The sequence below is a fragment of the Paenibacillus sp. YAE3 genome, from assembly GCF_057546105.1.
The window spans coordinates 117,397-141,761 of record NZ_BAAIYF010000008.1 but is presented as its reverse complement, the minus strand read 5'-3'; the positions used below and the strand labels follow the sequence as shown (position 1 = coordinate 141,761).

The following is a 24,365-nucleotide window of genomic DNA, read 5'->3' as shown; positions in this document are numbered from 1 at the left end:
AACATATAATGTTGAGGAAGCGTTGAGGAAAACGCAACAAACGGTGAACGGCAAATCAAAAGGCGGTGAAACGATGGCGGCGGATCGCGAGGACATGCAGGAGCAAAACAGGCTGGGAGCGTTAATCAAAAACGCATTGCGCGCCAAGTCGATGTCGATGCGAAAGCTGGGCGGAATCATCGGCATGGATGCGGCTTCGATTTCACGGATCGTTAGCGGCAAGCAGCGGCCAAGGCTGGAGCAGCTCCATCTGTTTGCGAAACATTTGCAAATCCCGGTCCGGGAGCTGTTAGCCGCCGCGGGTTTGGAGTCCAAGGAGATGAAGGATGACATCAGCGAACTTCGGGACGCTTTGCAAGGAAGCGGCATTTGCGTGGAAAACATGACGGGGCGGATTCGCCAGGAGCTGCAGAAATACGAGGCCTATGCACAAACGGATGAAGGGCGGGAAATGATCCAGGGCTCTTTTTTGAATAAGCTCGCCCAGCTGCGGAGCCGGGGTTATTATATCGACCAGTTAAGGGATTTGTACGACGAATACGAGTCGGGCGGATTGCCGGACGCCGAACGCCATATCATCGGGAGCGCGCTGCTGTATTTCGTTTTGGCGACCGACATTATACCGGACTTCAACTTTCCATTCGGGTACATCGATGACGCAATCGCCGTCCGGATCGTGCTGGAGCGGCTCGAGTCGATGCGAAGACCGTCGTGATTTTTGCCGGCAAAAATGGTAAAGTGGTAGGTGGAAACTAGGAAACGTTTAAAAATCACTGGAGCTGATCACCCTGCTGAACCTGTGGAACCTGCTGAATCGAATGAATTGGTCCCTTTATGAAAAACATTTATCCGAGATTAGGAAAAGAATGTTTTGGATCCTTGCCGTTTTTGCGGCGTTCATGATTACGTCGATGTTTTTTGCCGGGGACGTGCTGCATTTCCTGAAAAGCCGCCCGCCGGCTTCGCTTGTCGCTTGGAACGCGTTCAGCCCGTTGGACGGCATCAAAATTTACATGTATTTGTCCGCGGCGATGTCGCTCATCGTGGCGGTTCCGTTCACGCTGTTCCAAATATGGGGATTCGTCAAACAAGGGCTGCGGAAGGATGAGCGCAGGGCGGCGCTAAAATATATTCCGGCCGCGTTTGTGCTGATCGTCGTCGGCTTTGCGTTCGCTTATTTCGTCGTGTTTCCGATGGCCTTCCGGTTTACGACGGACACGACCAAAAACTTGGGGCTGGTCGAAACCTACGGCATCGCGCAATATTTTTCTTTCCTGACGAATATCGTGGCGCCGGTTTCTTTGGCTTTCGAGCTGCCGGTGGTCGCGATGTTCTTGACCCGGCTGCGCATTTTGACGCCGGCGAAACTTGCGAAGATCCGCAAGGTTTCCTATATGGTGCTTGTTTTTATCGCGTGCATGATTTCGCCTCCGGAGTTTTTTTCGCATATCTCCGTTTCGCTGCCGTTCATCGTGTTATACGAGATCAGCGTGCTGATGTCCCGCTTGGTATACCGGAAGCAGCAGCGGCTGGACGTCAAATACAAGGACCGGATGAATTACGGGGCCGTTTGATAAGCGGACAAGCCGTGTAAGGCGGAAACGGAACCGTTACCCATGAAAGCGTTAATCGATCTGTAAAGGAGGTTTCATACGACATGTTGAACGATATCGGACTGCCGGGATTCATTTTGCTGGCGCTGTTGGCGCTGCTGCTGTTCGGGCCCAGCAAACTCCCGGGACTGGGGCGTTCCGCGGGGAAAGCGCTGCGCGAGGTCAAAAGGGAAATGAACGAAATATTCGGGGATTCGAAGCCTGCGCCGCGAAAAGCCCAGGAACGGTCGAAAACGGAGGAGCCGGCAGCGGCGATCCGGCCTGAGCCGCAGCAATCCCGCAATCTCCCGGAATAATATACCAACGGCTTGGAAGACCAAAAGCCTGTTGACAATACGCGAGCCGTCTGTCATAATTCTTGTAGCTGAATGAAACGAGCTTGAAGCAAATCGCTTCAGTTCAATCCATCTGAATAAGACCTTTAAATCAGTCCCGTGAGGCTGGCAAGGTAACGTGAACCGAGGTTCACTTTTGTGGCATGCGCATGCCTGATTTTCGCGCGGTCCACGAAAGGAATCCCTGTGTCCAAATGTCTAACGACTTTCACTCCTTGCCATGAGCGGCAAGGAGTTTTTTGCATGTTCACGGGCGATAATGTAGTCAATATCCCTTAAGCGAAAAAGGAGTGTGGGGCATGAGCAACGAGGTGCATGTCATTATGGATGAGGCGGCGATCCGCCGCGCACTGACACGGATTGCACACGAAATACTGGAACGGAACAAGGGGATTGAAAACTGCGTTCTGATCGGCATCAAAACGAGAGGCGAGTTTCTGGCGAAACGGCTTGCGGACAAAATACTGGAGATCGAAGGCACGCCGGTCCCTTGGGGAGCGATCGACGTAACGGCGTACCGCGACGATCAGAAGAAGGGCGATCCGCAAGCCTCCCAGGACGTGAATCAAGAGCTTAACGCTCTCCAAATACAAGAGAAAAAAGTCATTTTATTCGACGACGTGCTGTATACCGGCCGGACGATCCGGGCCGCGATGGACGCGCTGATGGATTGCGGCCGGCCGCAAATGATCCAGCTCGCGGTGCTGGCGGACCGGGGACACCGGGAACTGCCGATTCGGCCGGATTATATCGGGAAAAACGTGCCGACCTCGAAACAGGAACAGATCGAAGTGGCGCTGTCGGAAACCGACGGCAAGGACGAGGTTACGATCTTTCAAAACCGGGAGGAGAAATGACCATGATGACGATGACGAAGCTGAAGGAACGGAGCCTGCTTGGTCTGAAGGATCTCAGCCGTGGGGAAATCGAATCCATCCTCGACCGGGCCGCCTACTGGGCGGCTCGGGAGGAAAAGCTGATTCCAGTCCTGAACTCGCGGTTTGTGGCCAACATGTTTTTCGAAAACAGCACGAGAACGCGGTTTTCCTTCGAAATGGCTGAAAAGCGGCTTGGCGCGCAGGTGTTGAATTTCGCGGCTGCGGCATCGAGCGTGGAGAAAGGCGAGTCGATATACGATACCGTCAAAACGCTTGAATCGATGGGGATCGACGCCGGGGTGATCCGGCTGAAGCCGGTAGGCGTGCTTCAAGAGCTGGCCGGGAAAATTTCGGTGCCGTTGATCAACGCAGGGGACGGAAACAACGAACACCCGACGCAGGGACTGCTGGATCTGTTCACGATGAAAAGAAGGTTCGGCACGCTGCAGGGACTGACGGTTTCGATCATCGGGGACATCTCGCACAGCCGGGTGGCCAGGTCGGATCTGTGGGCGCTGCAAAAGTTCGGCGCCGAAGTCAAATTCTGCGCGCCGCCGAACATGCAGGCGCCGGAGCTTGACGCTCCATATGTAAGCATGGATGAAGCATTAAAATCGGATGTTGTGATGATGCTGAGGGTTCAGCTTGAACGCCATGAGACGGGCATGCTGAAATCGGCAGAGGAATATCGGGCACAGTACGGATTAACTGAAGAACGGGCGGCTAAGCTTTCCCGACACACGCTGATCATGCACCCTGCCCCCGTGAACCGGAACGTTGAGATCGACGACTCAGTCGTTGAATGTGAGCAATCGGCCATATTCACGCAGATGAGCAACGGGGTTCCGGTACGGATGGCAGTCATGGAAAGAGCGTTATTGTAGGCGAAGGCAGGAATTTTCACACCATTGTATTAATAAATATACACAAAATTGAATGAATATTATACAATAGATTGGAAGCCACAGCGCCAATCAACGAGCGGAGGTAAACAGCATGCATATTATCAAGAACGCCAGCGTGTTGAATGAACAAGGCGAACTTACGAAAAAACATATCGTTCTCGAGGACGGAGTCATCCGTGCCTTGATCGACGGGGACTCCGATTGGCAGCCTGCCGAAGGCGCGGAAGTCACGGACGCCGCCGGGAAACTGGTAACGCCGGGCCTCATCGATATGCACGTTCATTTGCGCGAGCCTGGCTTTGAACATAAGGAAACGATCGAAACCGGAAGCCGTTCGGCGGCCAAAGGCGGCTTCACGACGATTGCCTGCATGCCGAACACCAAACCGGTAACGGATAATCCTGAAACAGTGCAGCTGGTGCTGGATAAAGCCCGCGAAGCGGGGCTCGTCAAGGTGCTGCCTTATGCGGCGATCACCGTCCGGGAGCTCGGACGGGAGCTGACGGACTTTGCCGCACTCAAGGCGGCCGGAGCCATCGGCTTTACGGATGACGGCGTGGGCGTTCAAAACGCGCAAATGATGAAAAATGCGATGCGTCTGGCGGCCGAGCTGGATATGCCGGTCATCGCGCACTGCGAAGAAAACTCGCTGGTCGAAAAAGGCTGCGTCACGGAAGGCAAGTTTGCCGAAAAGCACGGGCTCGTCGGCATCCCGAACGAATCGGAAGCGATCCACGTCGGGCGCGACATTCTTCTCGCCGAAGCGACGGGCGTGCACTACCATGTATGCCATGTCAGCACCGAGCAGTCGATCCGCCTGATCCGCCAGGCCAAGTCGATCGGCATCAACGTCACCGCGGAGGTGTGCCCGCACCACCTGCTGTTGTCGGACGAGGACATCCCGGGGCTGGATGCCAACTGGAAAATGAATCCGCCGCTCCGCTCGCCGCGCGACGTGCAGGCATGCATCGAGGCGCTGCAGGACGGAACGCTCGACATCATCGTCACGGACCATGCGCCGCATACCGAAGAGGAGAAAGCCAAAGGCATGGAAATGGCGCCGTTCGGCATCGTCGGGTTCGAAACGGCATTCCCGCTGCTCTACACGAAATTCGTGGCCACGGGAAAATGGGATCTTTCCTTCCTTGTACGCCGCATGACATCCGATCCGGCAAGAGTGTTCAGGTTGAATACGGGAAAGCTGGCGGAAGGAGCTCCCGCGGACTTAACGATGATCGACCTCGAGTCCGAAAGGGAAGTCGATCCGCAAACCTTCGCTTCGAAAGGGCGCAACACGCCGTTTACCGGTTGGAAGCTGAAAGGCTGGCCGGTGAAAACATGGGTGGACGGAAAAGTGGTGTGGGCTGAATAACGGCCCGGATTTTCAAGATAGATTCATAGCGCGTTTTCTTGAACAGAAAGAGAAAGTACGTATTTGACAGAGGAGTGAGTAGAATGCAGGCAAGATTGCTTCTGGAGGATGGAACACTGTTTACAGGCAGTGCATTCGGAGCCGAAGGGGAAAAAACAGGCGAGGTTGTATTCAATACGGGGATTACCGGCTACCAGGAGGTGCTGTCCGATCCGTCCTACTGCGGGCAAATCGTGACGATGACCTATCCCTTGATCGGAAACTACGGCATTACGCGCGACGACTTCGAGTCTGTGGCCCCGTTCGTGAACGGGTTTGTCGTAAGACGGCATGAAACGGTGCCAAGCAACTGGCGCGCGGAATACAACGTCGACAACCTGCTCAAAGAATTCGGGATCGTCGGCATCAGCGGCATCGATACGCGCATGCTGACCCGCATGATCCGCCAGCACGGAACGATGAGAGGGATCCTCACGACGTCGGCTGCATCGGTGGAAGAGCTGAGAGAACGACTGGCGGCCAGTTCGATTCTGACGAATCAGGTGGCTACGGTGTCTACCAAACATGTATACAGCAGCCCGGGATCGAGAGAACGGATCGTACTCGTGGACTACGGCGCCAAAACCGGCATTCTGCGCGAGCTGACCGCCCGCGGATGCGACGTGGTGGTCGTGCCGCAGGACACGACGGCCGACGAAATCCGCCGCCTCAATCCGGACGGCATCCAGTTGTCCAACGGCCCCGGGGATCCGAAAGACGTGCCGCATGCGATTCGGACGATCCAGGAACTGCTCGGCGAATATCCGATTTTCGGCATCTGCCTCGGACATCAGCTGTTCGCGCTCGCTTGCGGCGCCGATACGGAGAAGCTGAAATTCGGACACCGCGGCGGCAACCATCCGGTCAAAGACCTGAAAACGAACCGCTGCTACATCACTTCCCAAAACCACGGTTATACGGTCAAGGAAGATTCGATCGCAGGCACGGAGCTTGAAGTGACGCACATCAACAACAACGACAAAACGATCGAAGGCTTGAAGCATAAAAAATATCCTGCATTCACCGTGCAGTATCACCCGGAAGCAGCGCCGGGACCGTACGACAACAGCTATCTATTCGATCAATTCCTTGAGATGATCAGAGAACATAAACAGCAAAACCCGGCAAACCCGCGTCAGGCTGAACTGGCTGCAGCCGCGAAAGGAGAACGTTAATTATGCCACTTAACAAACAACTTAAGAAAATCCTCGTTATCGGCTCGGGTCCGATCGTCATCGGCCAAGCGGCGGAATTTGACTATGCGGGCACGCAGGCCTGCGAAGCGTTGAAAGAAGAAGGCGTGGAGGTTGTCCTGATCAACAGCAACCCGGCTACGATCATGACCGACACCAACATGGCCGACAAAGTCTATATCGAACCTATTACGCTGGACTTCGTGACCCAAATCATCCGCCAGGAGCGTCCGGACGGACTTCTGCCGACGCTTGGCGGCCAAACCGGCCTTAACATGGCGGTGGAGCTTGCGAAAGCGGGCATCCTGGAGCAGGAGAACGTGAAGCTGCTCGGAACGCAGCTGACATCCATCGAAAAAGCCGAAGACCGCGACCTGTTCCGCGAGCTGATGCGCGAGCTGGAGCAGCCGGTTCCGGAGAGCACGATCGTGACGACGCTCGAAGAGGCGCTGAAGTTCGCGGATGAGGTCGGATATCCGGTCATCGTTCGTCCGGCTTACACGCTTGGCGGAACGGGCGGCGGCATTTGCGCGACCGAAGAGGAGCTCCGCGAGACGGTTTCCTCCGGCATCCGCTACAGCCCGATCGGACAGTGCTTGATCGAGAAGAGCATCGCGGGCATGAAAGAAGTCGAATACGAAGTGATGCGCGACGCCAACGACAACTGCATCGTCGTCTGCAACATGGAAAACTTCGACCCTGTCGGCGTCCACACGGGCGACAGCATCGTCGTGGCTCCAAGCCAAACGTTGTCCGACCGCGAATACCAAATGCTGAGATCGGCGTCCCTGAAAATCATCCGTGCCCTGAACATCGAAGGCGGATGCAACGTGCAGTTCGCGCTCGATCCGCACAGCTACCAATATTACGTCATCGAAGTCAACCCGCGGGTCAGCCGCTCGTCGGCGCTCGCTTCCAAAGCGACCGGTTACCCGATCGCGAAGATGGCCGCCAAAATCGCGCTTGGTTACACGCTCGACGAACTCGTCAATCCGGTAACCGGCCAAACCTACGCATGTTTTGAGCCGACGCTGGATTACATCGTCAGCAAAATCCCGCGCTGGCCTTTCGATAAATTCATTCATGCCAACCGCAAGCTCGGAACGCAGATGAAGGCGACCGGCGAGGTTATGGCGATCGGACGGACGTTCGAGGAATCCATTCACAAAGCGATTCGCTCCCTCGAGATCGGCGTACACCGCTTCTACCTGAAAGGCGCCGAGGAACTGAGCGAGGACGTGTTGAAAGAACGCCTCGTCAAAGCCGACGACGAGCGCATCTTCCTGATCGCCGAAGCGTTCCGCCGCGGCTATGATTTGCAAACGGTCCAGGATTTGACCAAGGTGGATTGGTGGTTCCTCGATAAGCTGCAAGGCCTGATCGCTTTCGAAGCCCAAATCCAGCAAAAAGAACTGACGCCGGAAACGCTGTATGAAGCCAAGCGTCTCGGATTCACCGACCGGGCGATCGCCGAGCTGCGCACGCTGGCATCCGCGGACAGCTACACGAAGGAATCGGAAGTGCGCGAGTACCGCCAGCAGCAGGGATTGCGTCCGGTATACAAAATGGTAGATACGTGCGCGGCCGAGTTCGAGGCCTCCACGCCATACTACTACTCGACGTATGAAACGGAAAACGAAGTGACGGCATCGAACAAGGAGAAAGTGGTCGTCCTGGGCTCCGGTCCGATCCGGATCGGGCAAGGGATCGAATTCGACTACTCGACGGTGCATGCGGTTTGGGCGATCCAAAACGCGGGCTACGAAGCGGTGATCATCAACAACAACCCTGAAACGGTATCGACGGACTTCAACACGTCGGATCGCCTGTACTTCGAGCCGCTGTTCTTCGAGGACGTCATGAACGTCATCGAGCAGGAAAAACCGATCGGCGTCATCGTGCAGTTCGGCGGACAAACGGCCATCAATCTGGCGGGACCGCTGAGCGCGGCAGGCGTTCCGATTCTTGGCACAAGCCTTGAAAGCATCGATGAAGCTGAAGACCGCAAAAAATTCGAAGCGCTGCTCTCCCGCCTCAATATCGCCCAGCCGAAAGGCAGCACGGTAACGTCGGTGGACGAAGCCGTCGGAACGGCGCAAGCGCTTGGTTATCCGGTGCTGGTAAGACCTTCTTACGTCCTGGGCGGCCGGGCGATGGAAATCGTATACTCCGACGCCGAACTGCTGAGCTACATGGAAGAAGCGGTCAAAATCAATCCGGAGCATCCGGTCCTGATCGACCGTTACATGCTGGGCAAGGAAGTCGAAGTCGACGCCATCTGCGACGGCGAAACGGTCGTCATCCCGGGCATCATGGAGCATATCGAACGCGCAGGGGTACACTCCGGCGACTCGATCGCGGTGTATCCGCCGCAGCATCTGGAGCAGCATCTGAAAGATAAAGTCGTCAGCATCACGACGCGCATCGCCAAGGAACTGAAAACGGTCGGCCTGGTGAACATCCAGTTCGTCATCTACCAAGATGAAGTCTACGTGATCGAAGTCAACCCTCGTTCCTCCCGGACGGTGCCGTTCCTGAGCAAAGTAACGACGATCCCGATGGCGAACCTCGCCACGCAAGCGATCCTCGGCAAAAAGCTGAAGGATCTCGGCTACGAAGAAGGCATGTGGCCGGAAAGCGACTACGTCTCGGTCAAAGTGCCGGTATTCTCCTTCGCGAAGCTGCGCCGCGTCGAGCCGACCCTCGGTCCCGAAATGAAATCGACGGGCGAAGTGATGGGACGCGACCTGCAATATGCCAAAGCGCTCTACAAAGGCTTGATTGGCGCAGGCATGAAAATTCCTTCCACCGGCGCGATCATCGTGACCGTCGCCGACAAGGATAAAGAGGAAGCGGTCGAGCTCATGAAAGGCTTCAGACGCCTGGGCTACAAAATTTACGCGACGGGCGGAACGGCTCAAGCGCTCACCGAAGCCGGCATCCTCGTGACGACGGTGCAAAAATTGAGCGACGGCACGCCGAACATTCTCGACCTGATCCGCAACGGCGAAGCCCAGTTCGTCTTCAATACGCTGACGAAAGGCAAAACGCCGGAACGCGACGGATTCCGCATTCGCCGCGAAGCGGTCGAAAACGGAGTCGTATGCATGACTTCGCTGGATACCGTCAGAGCGCTTCTGAATATGCTGGATACGATCAACTTCTCGTCCCAAGCCATGCCGGCATTTGCCGTACGGTAGGGGAGGGACAAGATCAATGGATGAACGTTACAGGGAAATGGCGGGCCGCTTAATCGTGGCCCTCGATTACCCGGATGCGGGGCAAGCCGCGGAATTGCTGCGGGAGCTTGAAGGCATCCCTTGTTACATGAAGGTGGGCATGCAGCTGTATTACGCTGCAGGCCCTGATTTTGTGCGCGATTTGAAAACCCGGGGATACAAAGTATTCCTAGATCTGAAAATGCATGATATCCCCAACACGGTCAAGGGTGGAGCGGAAAGCATCACCCGCCTTGGCGTGGACATGTTTAACGTGCATGCCGCGGGCGGCAAGGACATGATGAAGGCGGCGCTGGAAGGCGTCGGCAAGGCGCTTGCTTCGGACAGCTCTTTGGATAAACCCCTCGTCATCGCCGTCACTCAATTAACCAGCACGGGACAGGACATGCTGAACCAAGAGATCGGCATTCCCGGTACGGTGAGGGATGCGGTCATCCGGTACGCGGAATTGACCCAAGCCGCCGGACTTGACGGCGTCGTGGCGTCGGCGCAGGAAGCCGGCGACATTGCCGCGGCATGCGGTGCCGATTTTATTACCGTGACGCCGGGCATCCGCCCGTCAGGCAGCGATCAGGGCGACCAGAAACGCGTTCTGACGCCCGGGGAAGCCATCCGGAACGGAAGCAGCTATATTGTGGTAGGGCGGCCGATTACAGCCGCAGAGAAGCCGAGAACGGCAGCAGAACAAATCATTAAGGAGATGTTGGAAGCATGACAAACCTTGCAGAAATCCCTGGCCGAATCGCAGCGTATTTGCTGGAGATCGAGGCGGTGGCGCTGCGCCCGAAACAGCCTTTTACGTGGACTTCCGGCATCAAGTCGCCGATTTATTGCGATAACCGCTTGACGATGTCATATCCTGAAATCCGCGAATATATCGCGGAATCGTTCGCCGCGGTCATCCGCGAGCAGTACCCGGATACCGAAGTCATCGCCGGAACGGCGACGGCGGGAATTCCGCATGCCGCCTGGGTGGCGCAGAAGATGAACCTGCCGATGGCATACATCCGCGATAAAGCCAAAGGCCACGGCAAAGAGAATCAAATCGAAGGCAGCATCAAACCGGGGCAAAAGGTCATCGTCATCGAAGATTTGATTTCGACCGGCGGCAGCTCGATCAAGGCGGCCCAAGCCGTGAAGGAAGCGGGAGCCCGGCCGCAGGCCGTGCTGGCGATCTTCAGCTATCAGCTGGACAAGGCCGTGCAAGCCTTTAACGAAGCGGGGATTCCGTACCAAAGCTTGTCCAACTATACGGCGTTGATGGAAGTCGCTCTGGAAAAAGGAACGATTCAACAAGACGATGTCCAAGCGCTTCAAGCGTGGAGAGCGGACCCTTCGTCATTCGGCGCGTAAAAACCGTGAGAGCAGCCTTCCGAGGCTGCTTTTTGCGTGCCAACGGAAAAACCCCCTGCCTTTTTGCATAAGGACAGAGGGTTTTCATTTTTGTGCCTGCAATGGGACGGATCGTTAGTGAATGGCGCTTTTTTCGAAATTGCCGCCAAGCACGTCCGATACATGTTCGATCGCAATAAACGCTTTCGGATCGATTTCCTGCACGACCGATTTCAGCTTGGCCAGCTCGAGACGGGTCACGACGCAATAGATCATTTGGGTATCTTCCCGGGAATAACCGCCGCGCGCGTAGATGAACGTCGTGGTGCGTCCCAGCCGGTCCTGGATCGTTTGGGAAATCTCCTCGTATTCGCTGGAAATGATCGTCACCGACTTGGATTCGTTGAGGCCTTCGACCACGATATCCATCACTTTGGAAGCCATATAATACGTAAAGATCGAATACATCGCGGAATCCCAGCCGAATACGAAACCGGCGATGATAAAAATGAACACGTTCATGATCATGATGATTTGGCCGACGGGAATGCGGGTTTTTTTCGAAAGCAAAATGGCCACGATCTCGGTTCCGTCCAGGGAGCCGCCAAACCGGATCACCAGGCCGACGCCCAGGCCCAAAATAAGTCCGCCGAACAGGACGGCAAGTATTTTTTCGTTCGTAAACGGGCTGACATGATGAAGCAGCTGCGTGGTGACGGACATGACGACGATGCCGTACAAGGTGGAAATGGCGAAGGTTTTGCCGATTTGCTTGTAACCCAGGAATAAAAACGGAAGGTTGATGATAAAGAGGAAAATGCCGAGCGGGAGCGCCGTGATTTTGGACAATACGATCGAGATCCCGGTAATGCCGCCGTCGATGATATCGTTCGGAACGAGAAAGACCTCGAGCGCGACAGCCATTAAAATAGCCCCCGCGGTGATGAAGATGAATTTTTTCAACAATTCAACGGGAGTGAGTTTCCTGTGTGTTTTTGCCATTCCAATTCCTCGCTTCCAGAAAAGTTTGATTAAACAGAATCAATTTCATAAAAGATTAAAAATACGGTAAACGAAACGATCTGCAGACATACCAAACGGTATATGAGCTATAATCGTCTTGATTGAACCAGCTAACGGCATTATGGAATTGATTCAAACTAAGTTAATATTATAAATTAATTTCGAAATAATCTCAAAGAAATATGGAAAAATGCATGATGAGCCCGACTTCCGGCAACAATAGCCATCGATACCGATGATGATGCCTGAAAGGAGGACAACACATGCAATGGGTTTATTTCGGCAAACTATACAAATCGAAATTCCAGGCGGGCTGCCTCGCGAAAAGGCTGGAGCAAAACGGCTGGATTTACGGCTACGACGACCCGCGTCTCGTGGAGATATTCCGTTCGCGCAAAGGGAGATACGGCGTGCGATTCATCCCATAAGCCTGTCCGTATTTGGCCTTGCCATCCCCTTCGTATAAATTTCCTGCAAAAAATACTTGACGTATCTTATACTTATGCTGTATATTAATTATTGTCGCTATTTATTACGACTTAACGACGCGGGGTGGAGCAGTCCGGTAGCTCGTCGGGCTCATAACCCGAAGGCCGCAGGTTCAAATCCTGCCCCCGCAACCAAATTACAGCCATTATCATGGATCGATCACATACTTTGATCAGGGCCCTTAGCTCAGTTGGTTAGAGCGGTCGGCTCATAACCGACTGGTCGGGGGTTCGAGTCCCTCAGGGCCCACCATATGAAGTTTCATCCGCATTTGCCGGGGTGGCGGAATTGGCAGACGCACAGGACTTAAAATCCTGCGGTAGGTGACTACCGTACCGGTTCGAGCCCGGTCCTCGGCATCACAGACCTCAGCCTTGCGCTGAGGAGCTATTTTTATAGCTTGTACATAAGAAGCCCTGCGTGGTAAAGATACCATGCCAGGGCTTTTTTATATTTTTCCGTGACACGCGGCTATTACAGGCGCACAGGACTTATAATCCAGCGGGAACTCGCCCTTGCCTTGATTTTGATTTGATCCTACTTCCCGAGCCGTGGTACACTCGAATTTGGCATTTATATGCGTCGGCAGCCGCTTTTTGAGGTTCATATATTTATAGGCACATCAGGGGAGAGGAGAATGGGGAATGTTTAACAACGATTGGGACGAGCAATTGAAGGAAGAAGTGGAGAAGCCGTATTTCAACGATTTGCGGTATGCGCTTGCCCGGGAATATAAATTGCATACGGTATACCCGTCCAAGGAAAATCTGTTTCAAGCGTTAAAGCTGACGCCTTATAAAGATACCAAAGTGGTCATCTTGGGACAGGATCCTTATCACGGGCCGGGACAGGCCCACGGGCTTAGCTTTTCCGTCATGCCGGGGGTGAGAATCCCGCCGTCGCTCGTCAACATCTACAAGGAGCTGCACAGCGACCTCGGCGTTCCGATTCCGAATAACGGCTATCTCGTCCCTTGGGCGAAGCAGGGAGTGCTGCTGCTCAACACGGTGCTCACGGTCCGCGAGGGGCAGGCGAACTCCCATAAGGACCTCGGGTGGGAACGGTTTACGGATGCCGTCATCGAAAAGCTGAACGAACGGAACAAGCCGGTCGTCTTCATTTTGTGGGGCAGCCATGCGCAGAAAAAGGGGGCTTTTATCGACCGGAGCAAACATCTGGTGCTGAAATCCGTCCACCCCAGCCCGCTTTCGGTACACCGCGGATTTTTTGGCAGCCGCCCTTTTTCCAAAACGAACGAATTTTTGGAGTCGCACGGCATGGAGCCGATCGACTGGTCGATTCCGAATCTGTAACGAGACGGCTTTCGAAGCGGGCAGAGGCCCGCTTTTTCTATTCCATCACATCTTCGACCTTTTCGGAAAGGAACAGCTTGTACACCCGGACGATGATGATTTTGGCGACGATATAGGCCGGAATGGCCAAAATGATGCCGAGAATGCCGGAGATGTCGCCGCCGATCAGCAGCAGCACGATAATCGTGAGCGGATGGATGTCCAGTCTTTTTCCGTAAATGATCGGGGTGAGCAGGTTGTCCTGGATTTGCTGTGCAACGATGATGACGACTAGCGACCAGACCGCAACGGAAGGCGAATCGATAAAGCCGACGATCACGACGGGAATGGCGGCGATGACGGCCCCGACGTAAGGGATCAGGTTCAGCACGATCGAGATCAGCGCCAGCAGCAGCGAATAAGGCAGTCCGATGATCAAAAAGCCGATATACATCAGCACGCCGAGCATGATGTTCAGGAGCACGCGCCCCACGATGAAGTTGCTGAGCGCAGCATCGATCTCCTGCAACACTTCGCGGCCTTCCTGCCGGTATTTCCGGGGAACCAGGTGAAGAAGGATCGGCCCCAGTTTGCTGCTTTCTTTCAGCATGTAGTACAACACGATCGGCACGGTAGCGATGATGACCACGACATTGGACAACACGGAGATGAAATCCGATACCGAATTGGTAACGGCCGTGATCAGCTTGTTCAAGTATTGGCTCAGCCGGTTCATCAGGTCGGACTCGCTCGGAATGAGCCTCGCGACGAAACGGTTATGCTGCAGCTGGTCGAGCTGCTTCTGCATTCTTTCCACGAAAAAAGGCGCGTTTTCCGCAAAGTTGATGACCTGCTCACGCAGCGTCGGCCATACGAGAATGCTGAACAACACGATCAGCCCGGCAAACACGAGATAAATCAACAGGATCGACAATGGCCGCGGCCAGCGGTGCTTTTCCAAAAAATTGACGATCGGCCGCAGCAGATAATACATAAAACCCGCCAGCATGACCGGAATGATCATAATGTTGAACAAAAGAACCAACGGATTGAATATGAAGCTGACCTTCGAGCCTAAATAGATGATTAACAGCGCAAAAATCAGCCCAAGGCAAGTGCGAAAATATTTGCTTTGCGGCAAACGAATCCCCCCAGTTTTGCATAGACGTCAAGCAACCTTTTGCTATCTATTTCCCTTTAACCAAAATGAATGCTTTTTATTCATGCAAACGGCATCCGCTGGAAGCAAATGTTCATTCAAGGCAAAAAAAGAAGTGCTAACGTCCAAACCATTGGCCAAAAGGCCTCATACGCTAGGGATGAGCAATGGATGAAGGAGGGAGTTCGATGGGTGAAGTGGTTGGCGGAGGTTACGGATACCCTGGCGGAGTATTCCATTCGACGGCTGCAATTCTGGTTCTCTTCATTCTGCTTGTCATTATTACGCGCGCAATCGTGTATTGATGACCCGGCACTTGGCATCCTGGCGAAACATCGCCAGGGTGTTTTTGCGTTTCGGCGGGGGATGTCCGCACGCTTGCATCAATAAATGATCCGGCGATGGACTTGAACGGGCGTTCCGTATATGCGGCTCAAGCGGCGGGCCTCCTCGGTCACCTGGACAAGCATCGCGTGAAGGCGCTGGCTCATGGGGCGAATCGTTTCCTTTACCTCTCCATGCACGATAACGTCGAATACGATCATTGTTTTTTCAGCTCCTCAAGTATTCTTTTTCCCGGGTCTGTAATCATGATAGAATATGGTTGTTAACAGGCCATGAAATGGAGCAGCAAGTTATGTTAATTTTCCACAATATCACTGGAGAAGGTAGATCGGGGAGGCTGAAGGGAATGGGAAACGTCGTTAATTTTGCGCACAGGGGTTCATCCAAAATTTGTCCCGAAAACACGATGGCTGCTTTCAGAAAAGCGCTGGAGCAAGGGGCGACCGGCATCGAAACGGATGTGCAGCTTACGAAAGACGGGCATTTGGTGCTGATTCACGATGAAACACTGAACAGGACGACGACCGGCACCGGCTGGGTGAAAGACCACACGTTAGATGAATTGAAGGAGCTTGATGCGGGCAGCTGGTTTCATCCCGATTTTCGGGGAGAGCGCCTTCCGCAGCTCGACGAGCTTTTGGAACTGGCCAAAGACGGGGGGACGATCATCAATATCGAGCTCAAAAACGGGGTCGTGCCTTACGAGGGGCTTGAAGAGAAAGTGATCCAAAGGGTGCGGGATTACGGGTTGAGCAACCAGGTCGTGATCTCCAGCTTCAATCATTACTCCTTGCTGCTCTGCAAACAAATCGCCCCGGAAATCCGGACCGGCATCCTTTATATGGAAGGCCTCTACGAACCTTGGGCATATGCCGGCACGCTGCAGGCCGACGCGCTGCATGCTTACCACCGCGCGGTGCTGCCCGAATTCGTGGCTGCCGCCAAAGCGGCGGGAAAAGCGTACCACCCGTTTACCGTCAATGACCCGGACGAAATGCGGAGATTGCTGCAAGCCGGCGTGGACGGAATCATTACGGATTATCCGGATCGGCTTGACGCTTTGCTGGCGGAGGAAAAATAAAAAAACGAAAATAAACCGGATCCGCTGCGGATGCCGGTTTTCTTTTCGCTATGGGAATCACTGCGGAAGACGATTATGCGTTAGAGGGACCGCGGCAAAAAGAGGTCAAGACTCTTCCTTTTTATGTTTGGCCGCTTCTTCCGAGCCTTCCTCCAAAATTTCCTCGATCATGCTGGTCGAAGAGGGATTTTCGCGTTCAGGATCCGGAATCGGATCTACGCCGGGGAATCTTTTCTCCTCCTCATGGCTGCGATGCTTATCCATACCAATCCACTCCTTTTTTCGATATCGGAAGGATACCGCATAGGTTCATAGGATGTTCCGAAAAGGGTTTCCCTATGCGGGAGGCGGCGTGATGGATCTTTACCGCTGCGTCCTATGTAATATAAACGGGTGGACCGGGTACGAAACAGGGCGCGGGGGAAAAAAGCCCAAGAAAAAAGCTGCCGCATCGATGCGGCAGCGCCGTTCATCCGTTGGATTGGAAAGCGATCAGGCGCGATACGTGGCTCACTTCGTCCATCGGGATCCAAAAATGACCCAGCGGGGTGCGCATTTTTAATTTTGCGGGATCGTTGGACGGTTCAGGGATGCCCGTTAAGGTACTGCCGTCCACGCTTTTGACGAAAATCGTATGCTCGTGTTTGATGGCTAACTCGATGACCTTTTCCATGCGACTATTCTCCTGTAAATACAGACTATCGAATTATGTTCTAGTTCTATCATACGGGAAAGTCTGCAGGTAATAAAGTTCTTTTTTTAAGGTTTTAAGACAATAGACCTAAACGCGAACCGGGTATGTTACATATTCATGCTCCAGAAACCAATCCATTTCCAGGTTCGAAAATACGCTTGATAGCATGGATGAGAAGTAAAATCGCGGCGATAAGTTCATGCTTGACCATATTTCATTCCCCTGTGTATACTTTTTCTTAAACAAATGTTCTCAATCGCGTAACATTTGTTCAACGATTCATACAACAAAAAGGGGAGAGTGTTGTTTTTGAATTTTAAAATGAAAGCGAAAACAATTGTAGTCACGGGGCTGCTGTCCACGTTGTTCGCCACGTCGGCGTTCGCGGCGCCGCTGCATCCGGTGCAGCATACCGATTGGATGCAGGAGAAACATATTGTAAACGGTTTCGAAAAAGGGGACCTGATGCTGGCGCAGCATATTTCCCTCGGGGAAGCGGTCGCTTTGTTCGCCAGAATCCAAGGCGAGCAGGCAAGCACGCCGAAAGGGTACTGGGCAGCCAATTATTTGGATTGGGCCGCTAAGAAAGGCGCCATTACGAAAGAAGAAACGGCTCAGGGAAGAACGTATCCTTCCTCCGAAAAATTGGCGAAAATCGCCAAGGCGCTTGGAATCGATTTGAAGCTGGCATCCGGAACGCAGGTGACCCGCGGCGATTTCATCAATGCCCTCGGCGAAGCCGTTACGGAGCATATCACGATCGCGCATACGAATGACGTGCACGGCCATATCCAAGAAAATGCGAAAGACAAAGAGTTCGGTTACGCCAAAATCGCTACGCTCGTCAAACAATGGCGCGAAGAAAACAAAAACTTCCTGTTGATGGACGCGGGCGACACGTTCCAAGGAACGATCTACTCGAACCAATTCAAAGGCGAATCCATCATTCCGATCTTGAACAAACTCGGTTACGAAGCCATGACCGCAGGGAACCATGAATTCGACTTCGGTTATGAGCAGCTGCTTAAATTGCGGGACAAGCTCGACTTCCCGATGATTAACGCGAACGTGTTCAAGGCGGACGGCACAAACCTGCTGATTCCTACATACACCGTTGAAGTCGGCGGCCAAAAAATCGCCTTCATCGGATTCGTGACGGAGGAAACGCCGATCGTTACCCATCCGAACAACGTCATCGGCCTTACGTTCAAAGACCCGGTCGAAATCGCCAAGAAGCTGGTTCCGGAAATGAAGGCCCAAGCGGATCATGTGGTCGTCGTATCGCATATCGGCGTTGAAAAAGACAGAGAAATCGCGAAAAACGTGTCGGGCATCGACCTGATCATCGGCGGGCATTCCCATACGCCGCTCCGTACGCCCGAAAAGGTAAACGGCACCTACATCGTGCAGGACTGGGAATACGGAAAATCGCTGGGACGCGTGGACTTATACTATTATAATAAAGATTTGGTCGGATTCAGCGGCGGATTGGTCGAATACGACGAAAGCGTCAAAGCCGATCCCGAAATCGAGAAGCTGGTTCAGGAGGTCGTGAAAAAGGTTGACGATGCGATGAACGTGGTCATCGGGAAAACCGAAGTCGATCTTCACGGCGAAAGAACCGAGGTGCGCGCGGTCGAGACGAATTTGGGCAACTTCATCGCCGACGCGATCATTGAGAAGACCAAAACGATCAAAGGGCACGAAGCCGACGTGGCTTTGGTCAACGGCGGCGGCATCCGCGCCAGCAAAAAAGCCGGGGACTTGACGAAAAAGGACCTGTATTCGATCCTTCCGTTCCCGAACACGTTGACGGTGGTCAAAGCGACGGGGGCCGACATCAAAGCGGCGCTTGAGGTATCGGTCAAAGGCGTGGAGAAAAAAGACGATCTTCCGGGCTCCTTCCTGCAGGTCGGCGGATTGTCCTACGTCTACGACGTGACGAAGCCGGTAGGGGAGCGCGTCCTGGAAGTGAAAATTGGAGGCCAGCCGCTTGACCCGAACAAAACGTACACCGTGGCGACAAACGACTTCATTACGTCGGGCGGGGACGGATATTCGATGCTGAAAAAAGATGAAGTGCTGAACACCGGATATACGTTCTATGATGTCGTGGAAGAATATTTGGAGAAGGTCAAAGTGATCAGTCCGAAAACGGAAAACCGCATCGTCGAGAAAAAATAGAAGGATTCAAGCGAAGGGGCCGGCCAGATTGCCGGTCCTTTTGGTTTTGCCGACCTCGAAGACGGAACACATTTATGCGGTTGAAAATAGGATTTTACATAAAGCATACACAATGAGAAATACACCCGCAATTAACGTTAATATTCCATGCAAACGCGTAAACCATAACCGTTTATCGGTTGCGTAGGGATCGCCGAATCCGCCGAACCATCTCGTATCCGGTCTTTTGATCGTAAACATGCCGCATGTGATCATGATAACCCCCCACAATATCCAAGACATACGAATCACTCCTTTGCATATAAAACGCAAGAAGGAACAAATAGTTATACCAAAAAACAGAGGAAAGGAAAAAGAAGTGCTTGCCAGAAGCACTTCCTTCAATGGTGCATTTTAAGATTTTGCTTAGTGAACCGATAATCCATACCTTCATTTGGTATCATGAAAACCGCTTTTTGGATCTTAAAGCTCTGTTCATCACACGAGGTTTTTTCGTGACCAGACTTCGATTGGCGACGCGTGGTCTTTGAGTGGTTCTTGTTCTGCTTTGAACGCCGGACCGTTTAGGTCTGTTTGTGCCATAGATTCTGCCGCTGGATAAGCTTCCTTGGCTTGATCCATTAGAGCGATGTTCGCCACTGGATCTGCTTGGCCGTATCGTTCTGGTGGTCAGCACCCGAAACGCTTCGGCCGATTTCTGGGCGAAGACAAGCGGCGGCTCAATGGACTTGAAATGGATGAACATGAGTACGGGGTTCGTTAACAGCCAGTGATTGTGTATCGCTGTGACTTCAATTCCGCGCTGGCGGAGTGCGGAGACGAACGGATTAATTTCTTCCTGCAAAATAACGGTTTCACCCAAATTGAGCGCATTTCCGCGGCTGTCCAGGTCTTCAAACGAGAAAAAAGCAGCGATGGCCAGAACCGATTTTGTTCTTCTCCCTTGAATCAACGGTTGAAGGTTGCTGCGAACTCTTGTTACGGTACAAACGCCATTTGCGACTTCCGCCGTCCCGCCTAAAATGCTTGCGAACCTTGAGCACAGCGAATTTTGAATGGACATACAAATATACCTCCTTTTCAAAGATGGTATATTATATGAAATTTTAATAGTTTCGCTCGTTATAAAAATACTATGTATCAATATTTCCGCAAAAAAATAAGAGTTGCTAGTTTTATATGGAAGGGGCTCATTCCGCTCCCCAATGCAGGTTTTACAGTGGGCATATTCCTGAGGACAAAATAAAAGAAGCCTTGGTATACCAAGGCTTCTGGAGATGATCTGCAGTGGGCTCGAACCACTGACCCCCACCCTGTCAAGATGGTGCTCTCCCAGCTGAGCTAGCAGATCGTATCGAAGAACAATTTATATATTACCAGGGAAGAAGAGGAGTGTCAACAACTTTTTTTCAAAACATGCATCGCGAAATAAAATTTTCATATGATTGAAATCCATGAATAGATCATGGCAAAACCCGGGAAAACTGATGACAAAGCCCGTGGTCCAGCGATGGGCGTTTCGAAACGGGCAAAAAGGTTAAATAACTCAGTAAAAACCGGCTAAAGGAGTGGCCTCTCATGCCAAAAACATGGCGGTACAAAATTTTGGGCTGCTGTCTGATCGTGCTGCTGTCGGGCTGTTCGGCGTTTCAGTCCAGCGCGGATCGCGGCGATGACTCTCCGGTCATGATAGATATCTACGACCCTTCGGTTCCGGAAGACGTGTATTCCAAGGGAGAAATAACGCCCCCGTAGTCATGCGGCAGCAGGCAAAAGAGGCAGCGGCCGCTGCCTCTTTTTTATTCTTCATCCCATTTGCGGGAATAGCCCTTTTTTGTCACATAAATAAAAGAATAGATCAGCACGGCCGACATGACTGCGCAAAGAAAGATCGTAAATCCCATTCCCATATGGCCCATCCGGCTCCTCTCCGCGATATACCTCCACTATACATGAAATTCATTTTTTTGTATAATAATCGAACCGTGTTTTTGGCAATGGAAGCGGTAAAACGGACACAACGAAAGACGAAAGAGAGGTTTCATCATGGCTGCCGAAATCATCACTGTAACGACGCCGGAACTGCTGCAGCAGGGACTGGACATCCGGAAAAAGGTATTCGTCGAAGAACAAAACGTTCCCCTGGACCTTGAAGTCGACGAGTTCGATACGATCAGCGACAACGTGCACCATCTGTTGGTGCAGGATGAAAACGGGGACTACGTCGCCACGGGGCGTTTGATTTACTACAACAACGAAACGGCTAAAATGCAGCGGATCGCCGTGCTTAAGGAGCATCGTCAAGGAGGCTATGGCCGCATTCTGCTGATGGCGCTCGAAAACCGCGCGCGCGAGCTGGGGCTTGCCTATGCCCTTTTGGACGCGCAATGCCAAGCCGAAGGTTTTTACGCCAAGCTCGGTTACGAGACGATTTCCAAAGAGCCCTTCGACGATGCCGGCATTCCCCATGTCCGCATGAAAAAAACGCTGTAAGGCGAATAAAGGCTTCATTGCCGGGAGATGCTAAACCATGCCCGCATTTTGGGGCATCTCACGCGTAAAGGAGCGGATCACCATGGGAAATCCAGGCCGTGAAACGTTTATCGCCGTGCAAAAAAACGGCGACGGCGATTTGACTGCTTTCAAAACTTCGACCGGACGCGTCTTGAAATACGATGAGGCGCTGCAGGAAGTCAAAGCCGGAGCGATTGCCGGCGTCAACGTGTTTAAAGGAAGAGACGGGGAAATGTATATTCGCGGCGACGCGGATGGCGATCCATCGAACAATTTGGATAATTTACCCCGTTTTGAATAAGACGGCAAGCTAAAAAAAGCCGGTGCAAGCATGGTATATGCTTGTACCGGCTTTTTGCCGTGCAGGGGACGGATTAAACCGGGTATATGCGCCCCTGTTCGATAAACGCCATGCCCCCGGTTTTGCCGATGAAGTCGTCTTTGTTGTCCGCGTAATGCATCAGATAGGTCATGCTGCGGATTTGCTCAGGCAGCCTCATCAGTTCGTCAAGCGTCGTGTGAACTTCGCCCGGGCCTTCTAGCTGGCAGTCGTGCATAATCATGCGGCAGCCGCGCCGCTCGACAAGCTGCTGCAGCAGTCCGGGATCATAGACCATATCCGCGCTGTAAAACAGCCGTTCGTTGATAAACAGGGAATAGCTGTTTTTGCCGGGGATATGTTTGGTCGGAATCAGTTCGATCCGGATATGCTCGGAAATGTCGTAGGCCTGATCAGGCGCGAGGGGGCAGACCTCGAACAGATCCTCAAGGCATGTGATCTCCCCCTCCTGGTAAAGTCCTCCCCGGAGCGAATGCTCCCAGAGCACCGTGACCAGCGTCTCGGCTATGTACAGTTTGATTTTGCGTTTGTAGGTGAATTTCATCTTAAACGCGAGCTCCTCCAGTCCGCCCACGTGATCCGCGTGGATATGGGTAATGAGGACGGCGTCCACGTCTTCGAAGGATTTGCCGAGCCGGTGCAGCGCAAGCGGAGCGGTGACCCCGCAATCGATGAGAAGGGTGAAGGCCCCGTCCGTAAGCAGGGCGTTGTTGTTAAAGTATGTTTTGGCAAAGGCGCTGCCGGTGCCGATCATTTGCAGTTCCAAATTCAAGGAATACACCTCCCGTGATGTCTCAGAAATCATTATATACCATAGGTTCCACTTTCGGTTTGTTCTCCATACAATGCAGCAAAGGCTTTTAGGAAATGGGGAATCAGGCATGGTCAAGTCAAAAGGCAAAAAACCGGCGCAAGCTAAAGGGGAAAAAGTGCATAAAGGCATGAGGCTGGTGACGTCGGAGGTGTGCGAGGCGTGCAAAACGCCATGCGCGCGCGGAATGGCTTACGCCGCCCGCATGAGGGAGCCGGGCGCCGTCGGCAAAGGCGTGCCTTGCATACTAACGAAAGTGAAATAACCGTTATTTGGTCAAGGGCAACCTGCGTGTTTACGCAGGTTTTTTCGTGCTGGCGAGGAAGAGAGACACGGCGGGCTATTTTCAATGCGAGGTTTTTGTAACTTAAGACAGAGACCCGAAATTTTGGTTTCAAAAATTTAACCTCATAAAGGGAAGTTCCGACCGCAACTTGCACATTTACTTTTAGTATATATATACAACAGCATGAAGGAAATGGAGGGAATGAAAGGATGAGAAGCTGGAAAAAGATTTTGGTATGCGTCTTTGCCTTCTCCCTGATGGGCGGCTCCGTCATGTTCGCGGATTCGGTGACCCAGAAGATCAAAGTTTGGATCAACGGTCAGGAAGTGCAGGACGGCGGTTACGTGATCGACGGCAAGACCTATGTGCCCATCCGGGAGTTTAACGGCGTGGTGACTTGGGACGGTGATTCGAACCAGGTAAAATTCATCAAGCCGAATGTACATATTTTCCTATTCAATGGCGATACCGTATTCGGTAACGTCAACAAAGGCAAGCTGAAATTCAACGTATTCTGCCAGGTCGACAGTTTGGCGGATCATGTGTCGTCCGTCAAAGTCGCCATCACCGATCCGTCCGGACACGTCAAGGATATTCAGACGCAGGATTTGGGGAGCAACCAAAAAGACAACTTCTGGTTCCGCACCTACGATTTTACGTACGATTTCAAAGTCGCCGGAAAATACAAGGTCGGATTCTACATCAAAGCGTCCAAAAACGCCGATTACCAACTCGTTGCCGAAAAAGTAATCACCGCTCTGAATTAAAAACCCGTTTTTGGAATAGGATAAATTGACCAGAGCCTTCCGACATGATACGATACGAAGGTATGACTATATAACCTAAAGCGAGGTTTTTGTAATGAGCGATCACACACATGAGCACGGCGATGCATGCGGCCATGACCATGATCACGATCATGAGCATGAAGAATTTGTTTTGACGCTGACCGACGAGCAAGGCAACGATGTAGAGATGGTTCTTGTTGAAACGTTTGACGTTGGCGAGAATTTGTATGCGCTGCTGCTCGAGCGTGAAAATCCGGAAGCTGACGGCATCATTCTGCGCGTGGAAGAAGAAAACGATGAGATGATGCTTTACAATATTGAAGACGAAGAAGAATGGAATGCCGTGGAAGCGGCTTACAACGAGCTTGTTGCCCAGCAGGAAGACTGATTCTTCGGGAAGCCTCCAGAGCATAAAGAAACCCGGTGCCGCATTTGCGGTACCGGGTTATTTTG

At 52.8% G+C, this 24,365-nt stretch carries 28 protein-coding genes and 4 tRNA genes; 24 read left to right on the top strand and 8 right to left on the bottom strand.

The genetic code is table 11. The annotated features are described in order from the left end of the window. Positions 1–22: 22 nt before the first annotated feature. The 10 genes from AC27KL_RS16880 to pyrE all read left to right on the top strand — a co-directional run bounded on the left by AC27KL_RS16880 (position 23) and on the right by pyrE (position 10,927). Positions 23–715 carry a DUF1232 domain-containing protein gene (locus AC27KL_RS16880; RefSeq protein WP_339324127.1) on the top strand — a complete coding sequence of 231 codons (693 nt, stop codon included), beginning with the start codon at positions 23–25 and terminating at the stop codon, positions 713–715. 103 nt (positions 716–818) lie between these two features. Continuing rightward, positions 819–1,574 carry a twin-arginine translocase subunit TatC gene (gene tatC, locus AC27KL_RS16875; protein ID WP_487170429.1) on the top strand — a complete coding sequence of 252 codons (756 nt, stop codon included), beginning with the start codon at positions 819–821 and terminating at the stop codon, positions 1,572–1,574. An 83-nt stretch (positions 1,575–1,657) separates the two neighbouring features. Continuing rightward, positions 1,658–1,909, top strand: a complete 252-nt coding sequence (locus AC27KL_RS16870; protein ID WP_487170428.1) for a twin-arginine translocase TatA/TatE family subunit — start codon at positions 1,658–1,660, stop codon at positions 1,907–1,909. 338 nt (positions 1,910–2,247) lie between these two features. Next, positions 2,248–2,805 carry a bifunctional pyr operon transcriptional regulator/uracil phosphoribosyltransferase PyrR gene (gene pyrR / locus AC27KL_RS16865; protein ID WP_339324130.1) on the top strand — a complete coding sequence of 186 codons (558 nt, stop codon included), beginning with the start codon at positions 2,248–2,250 and terminating at the stop codon, positions 2,803–2,805. Positions 2,806–2,807: 2 nt separating this feature from the next. Beyond that, positions 2,808–3,710, top strand: coding sequence for an aspartate carbamoyltransferase catalytic subunit (locus AC27KL_RS16860; protein ID WP_036707588.1), 903 nt, complete (start codon positions 2,808–2,810; stop codon positions 3,708–3,710). Positions 3,711–3,822: 112 nt separating this feature from the next. Further along, entirely contained in the window at positions 3,823–5,103 is a 1,281-nt protein-coding gene (locus tag AC27KL_RS16855; protein ID WP_487170427.1) for a dihydroorotase, read from the top strand. A gap of 83 nt (positions 5,104–5,186) precedes the next feature. Beyond that, the gene (locus AC27KL_RS16850) at positions 5,187–6,317 is read left to right on the top strand and encodes a carbamoyl phosphate synthase small subunit (protein ID WP_487170426.1); all 1,131 of its coding nucleotides are present in this window, start codon (positions 5,187–5,189) and stop codon (positions 6,315–6,317) included. 2 nt (positions 6,318–6,319) lie between these two features. Next, on the top strand, positions 6,320–9,535 hold the full coding sequence (gene carB / locus AC27KL_RS16845) for a carbamoyl-phosphate synthase large subunit (RefSeq protein ID WP_339324133.1): 3,216 nt from the start codon (positions 6,320–6,322) through the stop codon (positions 9,533–9,535). Between the two features lie 16 nt (positions 9,536–9,551). Continuing rightward, the gene (gene pyrF, locus AC27KL_RS16840; RefSeq protein WP_487170425.1) at positions 9,552–10,289 is read left to right on the top strand and encodes an orotidine-5'-phosphate decarboxylase; all 738 of its coding nucleotides are present in this window, start codon (positions 9,552–9,554) and stop codon (positions 10,287–10,289) included. After that, positions 10,286–10,927 carry an orotate phosphoribosyltransferase gene (gene pyrE, locus AC27KL_RS16835; RefSeq protein WP_036707599.1) on the top strand — a complete coding sequence of 214 codons (642 nt, stop codon included), beginning with the start codon at positions 10,286–10,288 and terminating at the stop codon, positions 10,925–10,927. The genes pyrF and pyrE overlap by 4 nt, the downstream gene beginning before the upstream one ends. 114 nt (positions 10,928–11,041) lie before the next feature. Here pyrE and AC27KL_RS16830 read toward each other — a convergent pair whose 3' ends face one another. Beyond that, positions 11,042–11,908 (bottom strand): YitT family protein, encoded by an 867-nt coding sequence (locus AC27KL_RS16830; RefSeq protein WP_339324135.1) that lies wholly within the window; start codon positions 11,906–11,908, stop codon positions 11,042–11,044. A 284-nt stretch (positions 11,909–12,192) separates the two neighbouring features. Between AC27KL_RS16830 and AC27KL_RS16825 the strand changes: the two genes are divergently transcribed. From AC27KL_RS16825 to AC27KL_RS16805, 5 genes are all read left to right on the top strand, one after another. Further along, a complete protein-coding gene (locus tag AC27KL_RS16825; RefSeq protein WP_197069924.1) occupies positions 12,193–12,357 on the top strand; it encodes a hypothetical protein in 165 nt (54 codons plus the stop codon). 118 nt (positions 12,358–12,475) lie between these two features. Beyond that, a tRNA-Met gene (locus AC27KL_RS16820) sits at positions 12,476–12,552 on the top strand. Positions 12,553–12,593: 41 nt separating this feature from the next. Continuing rightward, positions 12,594–12,670: transfer RNA gene (locus AC27KL_RS16815), tRNA-Ile, on the top strand. A 21-nt stretch (positions 12,671–12,691) separates the two neighbouring features. Then, positions 12,692–12,777: transfer RNA gene (locus AC27KL_RS16810), tRNA-Leu, on the top strand. Between the two features lie 285 nt (positions 12,778–13,062). Continuing rightward, a complete protein-coding gene (locus AC27KL_RS16805; protein WP_339324136.1) occupies positions 13,063–13,731 on the top strand; it encodes a uracil-DNA glycosylase in 669 nt (222 codons plus the stop codon). Between the two features lie 37 nt (positions 13,732–13,768). Here AC27KL_RS16805 and AC27KL_RS16800 read toward each other — a convergent pair whose 3' ends face one another. After that, positions 13,769–14,851, bottom strand: a complete 1,083-nt coding sequence (locus tag AC27KL_RS16800) for an AI-2E family transporter (protein ID WP_339324137.1) — start codon at positions 14,849–14,851, stop codon at positions 13,769–13,771. Between the two features lie 206 nt (positions 14,852–15,057). Between AC27KL_RS16800 and AC27KL_RS16795 the strand changes: the two genes are divergently transcribed. Beyond that, a complete protein-coding gene (locus AC27KL_RS16795) occupies positions 15,058–15,174 on the top strand; it encodes a YjcZ family sporulation protein (RefSeq protein ID WP_339324138.1) in 117 nt (38 codons plus the stop codon). A 78-nt stretch (positions 15,175–15,252) separates the two neighbouring features. Here AC27KL_RS16795 and AC27KL_RS16790 read toward each other — a convergent pair whose 3' ends face one another. After that, on the bottom strand, positions 15,253–15,414 hold the full coding sequence (locus AC27KL_RS16790; RefSeq protein WP_339324139.1) for a mechanosensitive ion channel protein MscL: 162 nt from the start codon (positions 15,412–15,414) through the stop codon (positions 15,253–15,255). Positions 15,415–15,560: 146 nt separating this feature from the next. Here AC27KL_RS16790 and AC27KL_RS16785 point away from each other — a divergent pair, with 146 nt between their 5' ends. Continuing rightward, a complete protein-coding gene (locus AC27KL_RS16785) occupies positions 15,561–16,295 on the top strand; it encodes a glycerophosphodiester phosphodiesterase (RefSeq protein WP_339324140.1) in 735 nt (244 codons plus the stop codon). Positions 16,296–16,400: 105 nt separating this feature from the next. Here the strand turns inward: AC27KL_RS16785 and AC27KL_RS16780 are convergent, their stop codons facing one another. After that, entirely contained in the window at positions 16,401–16,559 is a 159-nt protein-coding gene (locus AC27KL_RS16780) for a hypothetical protein (protein ID WP_487170424.1), read from the bottom strand. A 205-nt stretch (positions 16,560–16,764) separates the two neighbouring features. Beyond that, positions 16,765–16,968, bottom strand: a complete 204-nt coding sequence (locus tag AC27KL_RS16775) for a hypothetical protein (RefSeq protein WP_339324142.1) — start codon at positions 16,966–16,968, stop codon at positions 16,765–16,767. Between the two features lie 342 nt (positions 16,969–17,310). Here AC27KL_RS16775 and AC27KL_RS16770 point away from each other — a divergent pair, with 342 nt between their 5' ends. Then, positions 17,311–19,173, top strand: coding sequence for a bifunctional metallophosphatase/5'-nucleotidase (locus tag AC27KL_RS16770; RefSeq protein WP_487170518.1), 1,863 nt, complete (start codon positions 17,311–17,313; stop codon positions 19,171–19,173). Between the two features lie 439 nt (positions 19,174–19,612). Here AC27KL_RS16770 and AC27KL_RS16765 read toward each other — a convergent pair whose 3' ends face one another. After that, on the bottom strand, positions 19,613–20,236 hold the full coding sequence (locus tag AC27KL_RS16765) for a DUF1259 domain-containing protein (protein ID WP_487170423.1): 624 nt from the start codon (positions 20,234–20,236) through the stop codon (positions 19,613–19,615). A gap of 215 nt (positions 20,237–20,451) precedes the next feature. Beyond that, positions 20,452–20,524, bottom strand: a tRNA-Val gene (locus tag AC27KL_RS16760). 227 nt (positions 20,525–20,751) lie between these two features. On the opposite strand from AC27KL_RS16760, the gene AC27KL_RS16755 reads away from it, so the two are divergent. The 3 genes from AC27KL_RS16755 to AC27KL_RS16745 all read left to right on the top strand — a co-directional run bounded on the left by AC27KL_RS16755 (position 20,752) and on the right by AC27KL_RS16745 (position 21,988). Then, positions 20,752–20,928 (top strand): hypothetical protein, encoded by a 177-nt coding sequence (locus AC27KL_RS16755; RefSeq protein ID WP_156124513.1) that lies wholly within the window; start codon positions 20,752–20,754, stop codon positions 20,926–20,928. Positions 20,929–21,219: 291 nt separating this feature from the next. Beyond that, complete coding sequence (locus tag AC27KL_RS16750; protein ID WP_339324144.1) at positions 21,220–21,666, top strand: GNAT family N-acetyltransferase; 447 nt, start codon at positions 21,220–21,222, stop codon at positions 21,664–21,666. Between the two features lie 82 nt (positions 21,667–21,748). Continuing rightward, a complete protein-coding gene (locus AC27KL_RS16745) occupies positions 21,749–21,988 on the top strand; it encodes a DUF3892 domain-containing protein (protein ID WP_339324145.1) in 240 nt (79 codons plus the stop codon). A 73-nt stretch (positions 21,989–22,061) separates the two neighbouring features. Here the strand turns inward: AC27KL_RS16745 and AC27KL_RS16740 are convergent, their stop codons facing one another. After that, positions 22,062–22,799, bottom strand: coding sequence for an MBL fold metallo-hydrolase (locus AC27KL_RS16740; RefSeq protein ID WP_487170422.1), 738 nt, complete (start codon positions 22,797–22,799; stop codon positions 22,062–22,064). A gap of 109 nt (positions 22,800–22,908) precedes the next feature. On the opposite strand from AC27KL_RS16740, the gene AC27KL_RS16735 reads away from it, so the two are divergent. The 3 genes from AC27KL_RS16735 (at position 22,909) to AC27KL_RS16725 (ending at position 24,300) form a co-directional block, all read left to right on the top strand. Further along, on the top strand, positions 22,909–23,103 hold the full coding sequence (locus AC27KL_RS16735; RefSeq protein WP_487170421.1) for a hypothetical protein: 195 nt from the start codon (positions 22,909–22,911) through the stop codon (positions 23,101–23,103). Positions 23,104–23,333: 230 nt separating this feature from the next. After that, on the top strand, positions 23,334–23,891 hold the full coding sequence (locus AC27KL_RS16730) for a stalk domain-containing protein (protein WP_212947099.1): 558 nt from the start codon (positions 23,334–23,336) through the stop codon (positions 23,889–23,891). Between the two features lie 94 nt (positions 23,892–23,985). Next, positions 23,986–24,300, top strand: coding sequence for a DUF1292 domain-containing protein (locus AC27KL_RS16725; protein ID WP_036707624.1), 315 nt, complete (start codon positions 23,986–23,988; stop codon positions 24,298–24,300). Positions 24,301–24,365 lie beyond the last annotated feature (65 nt).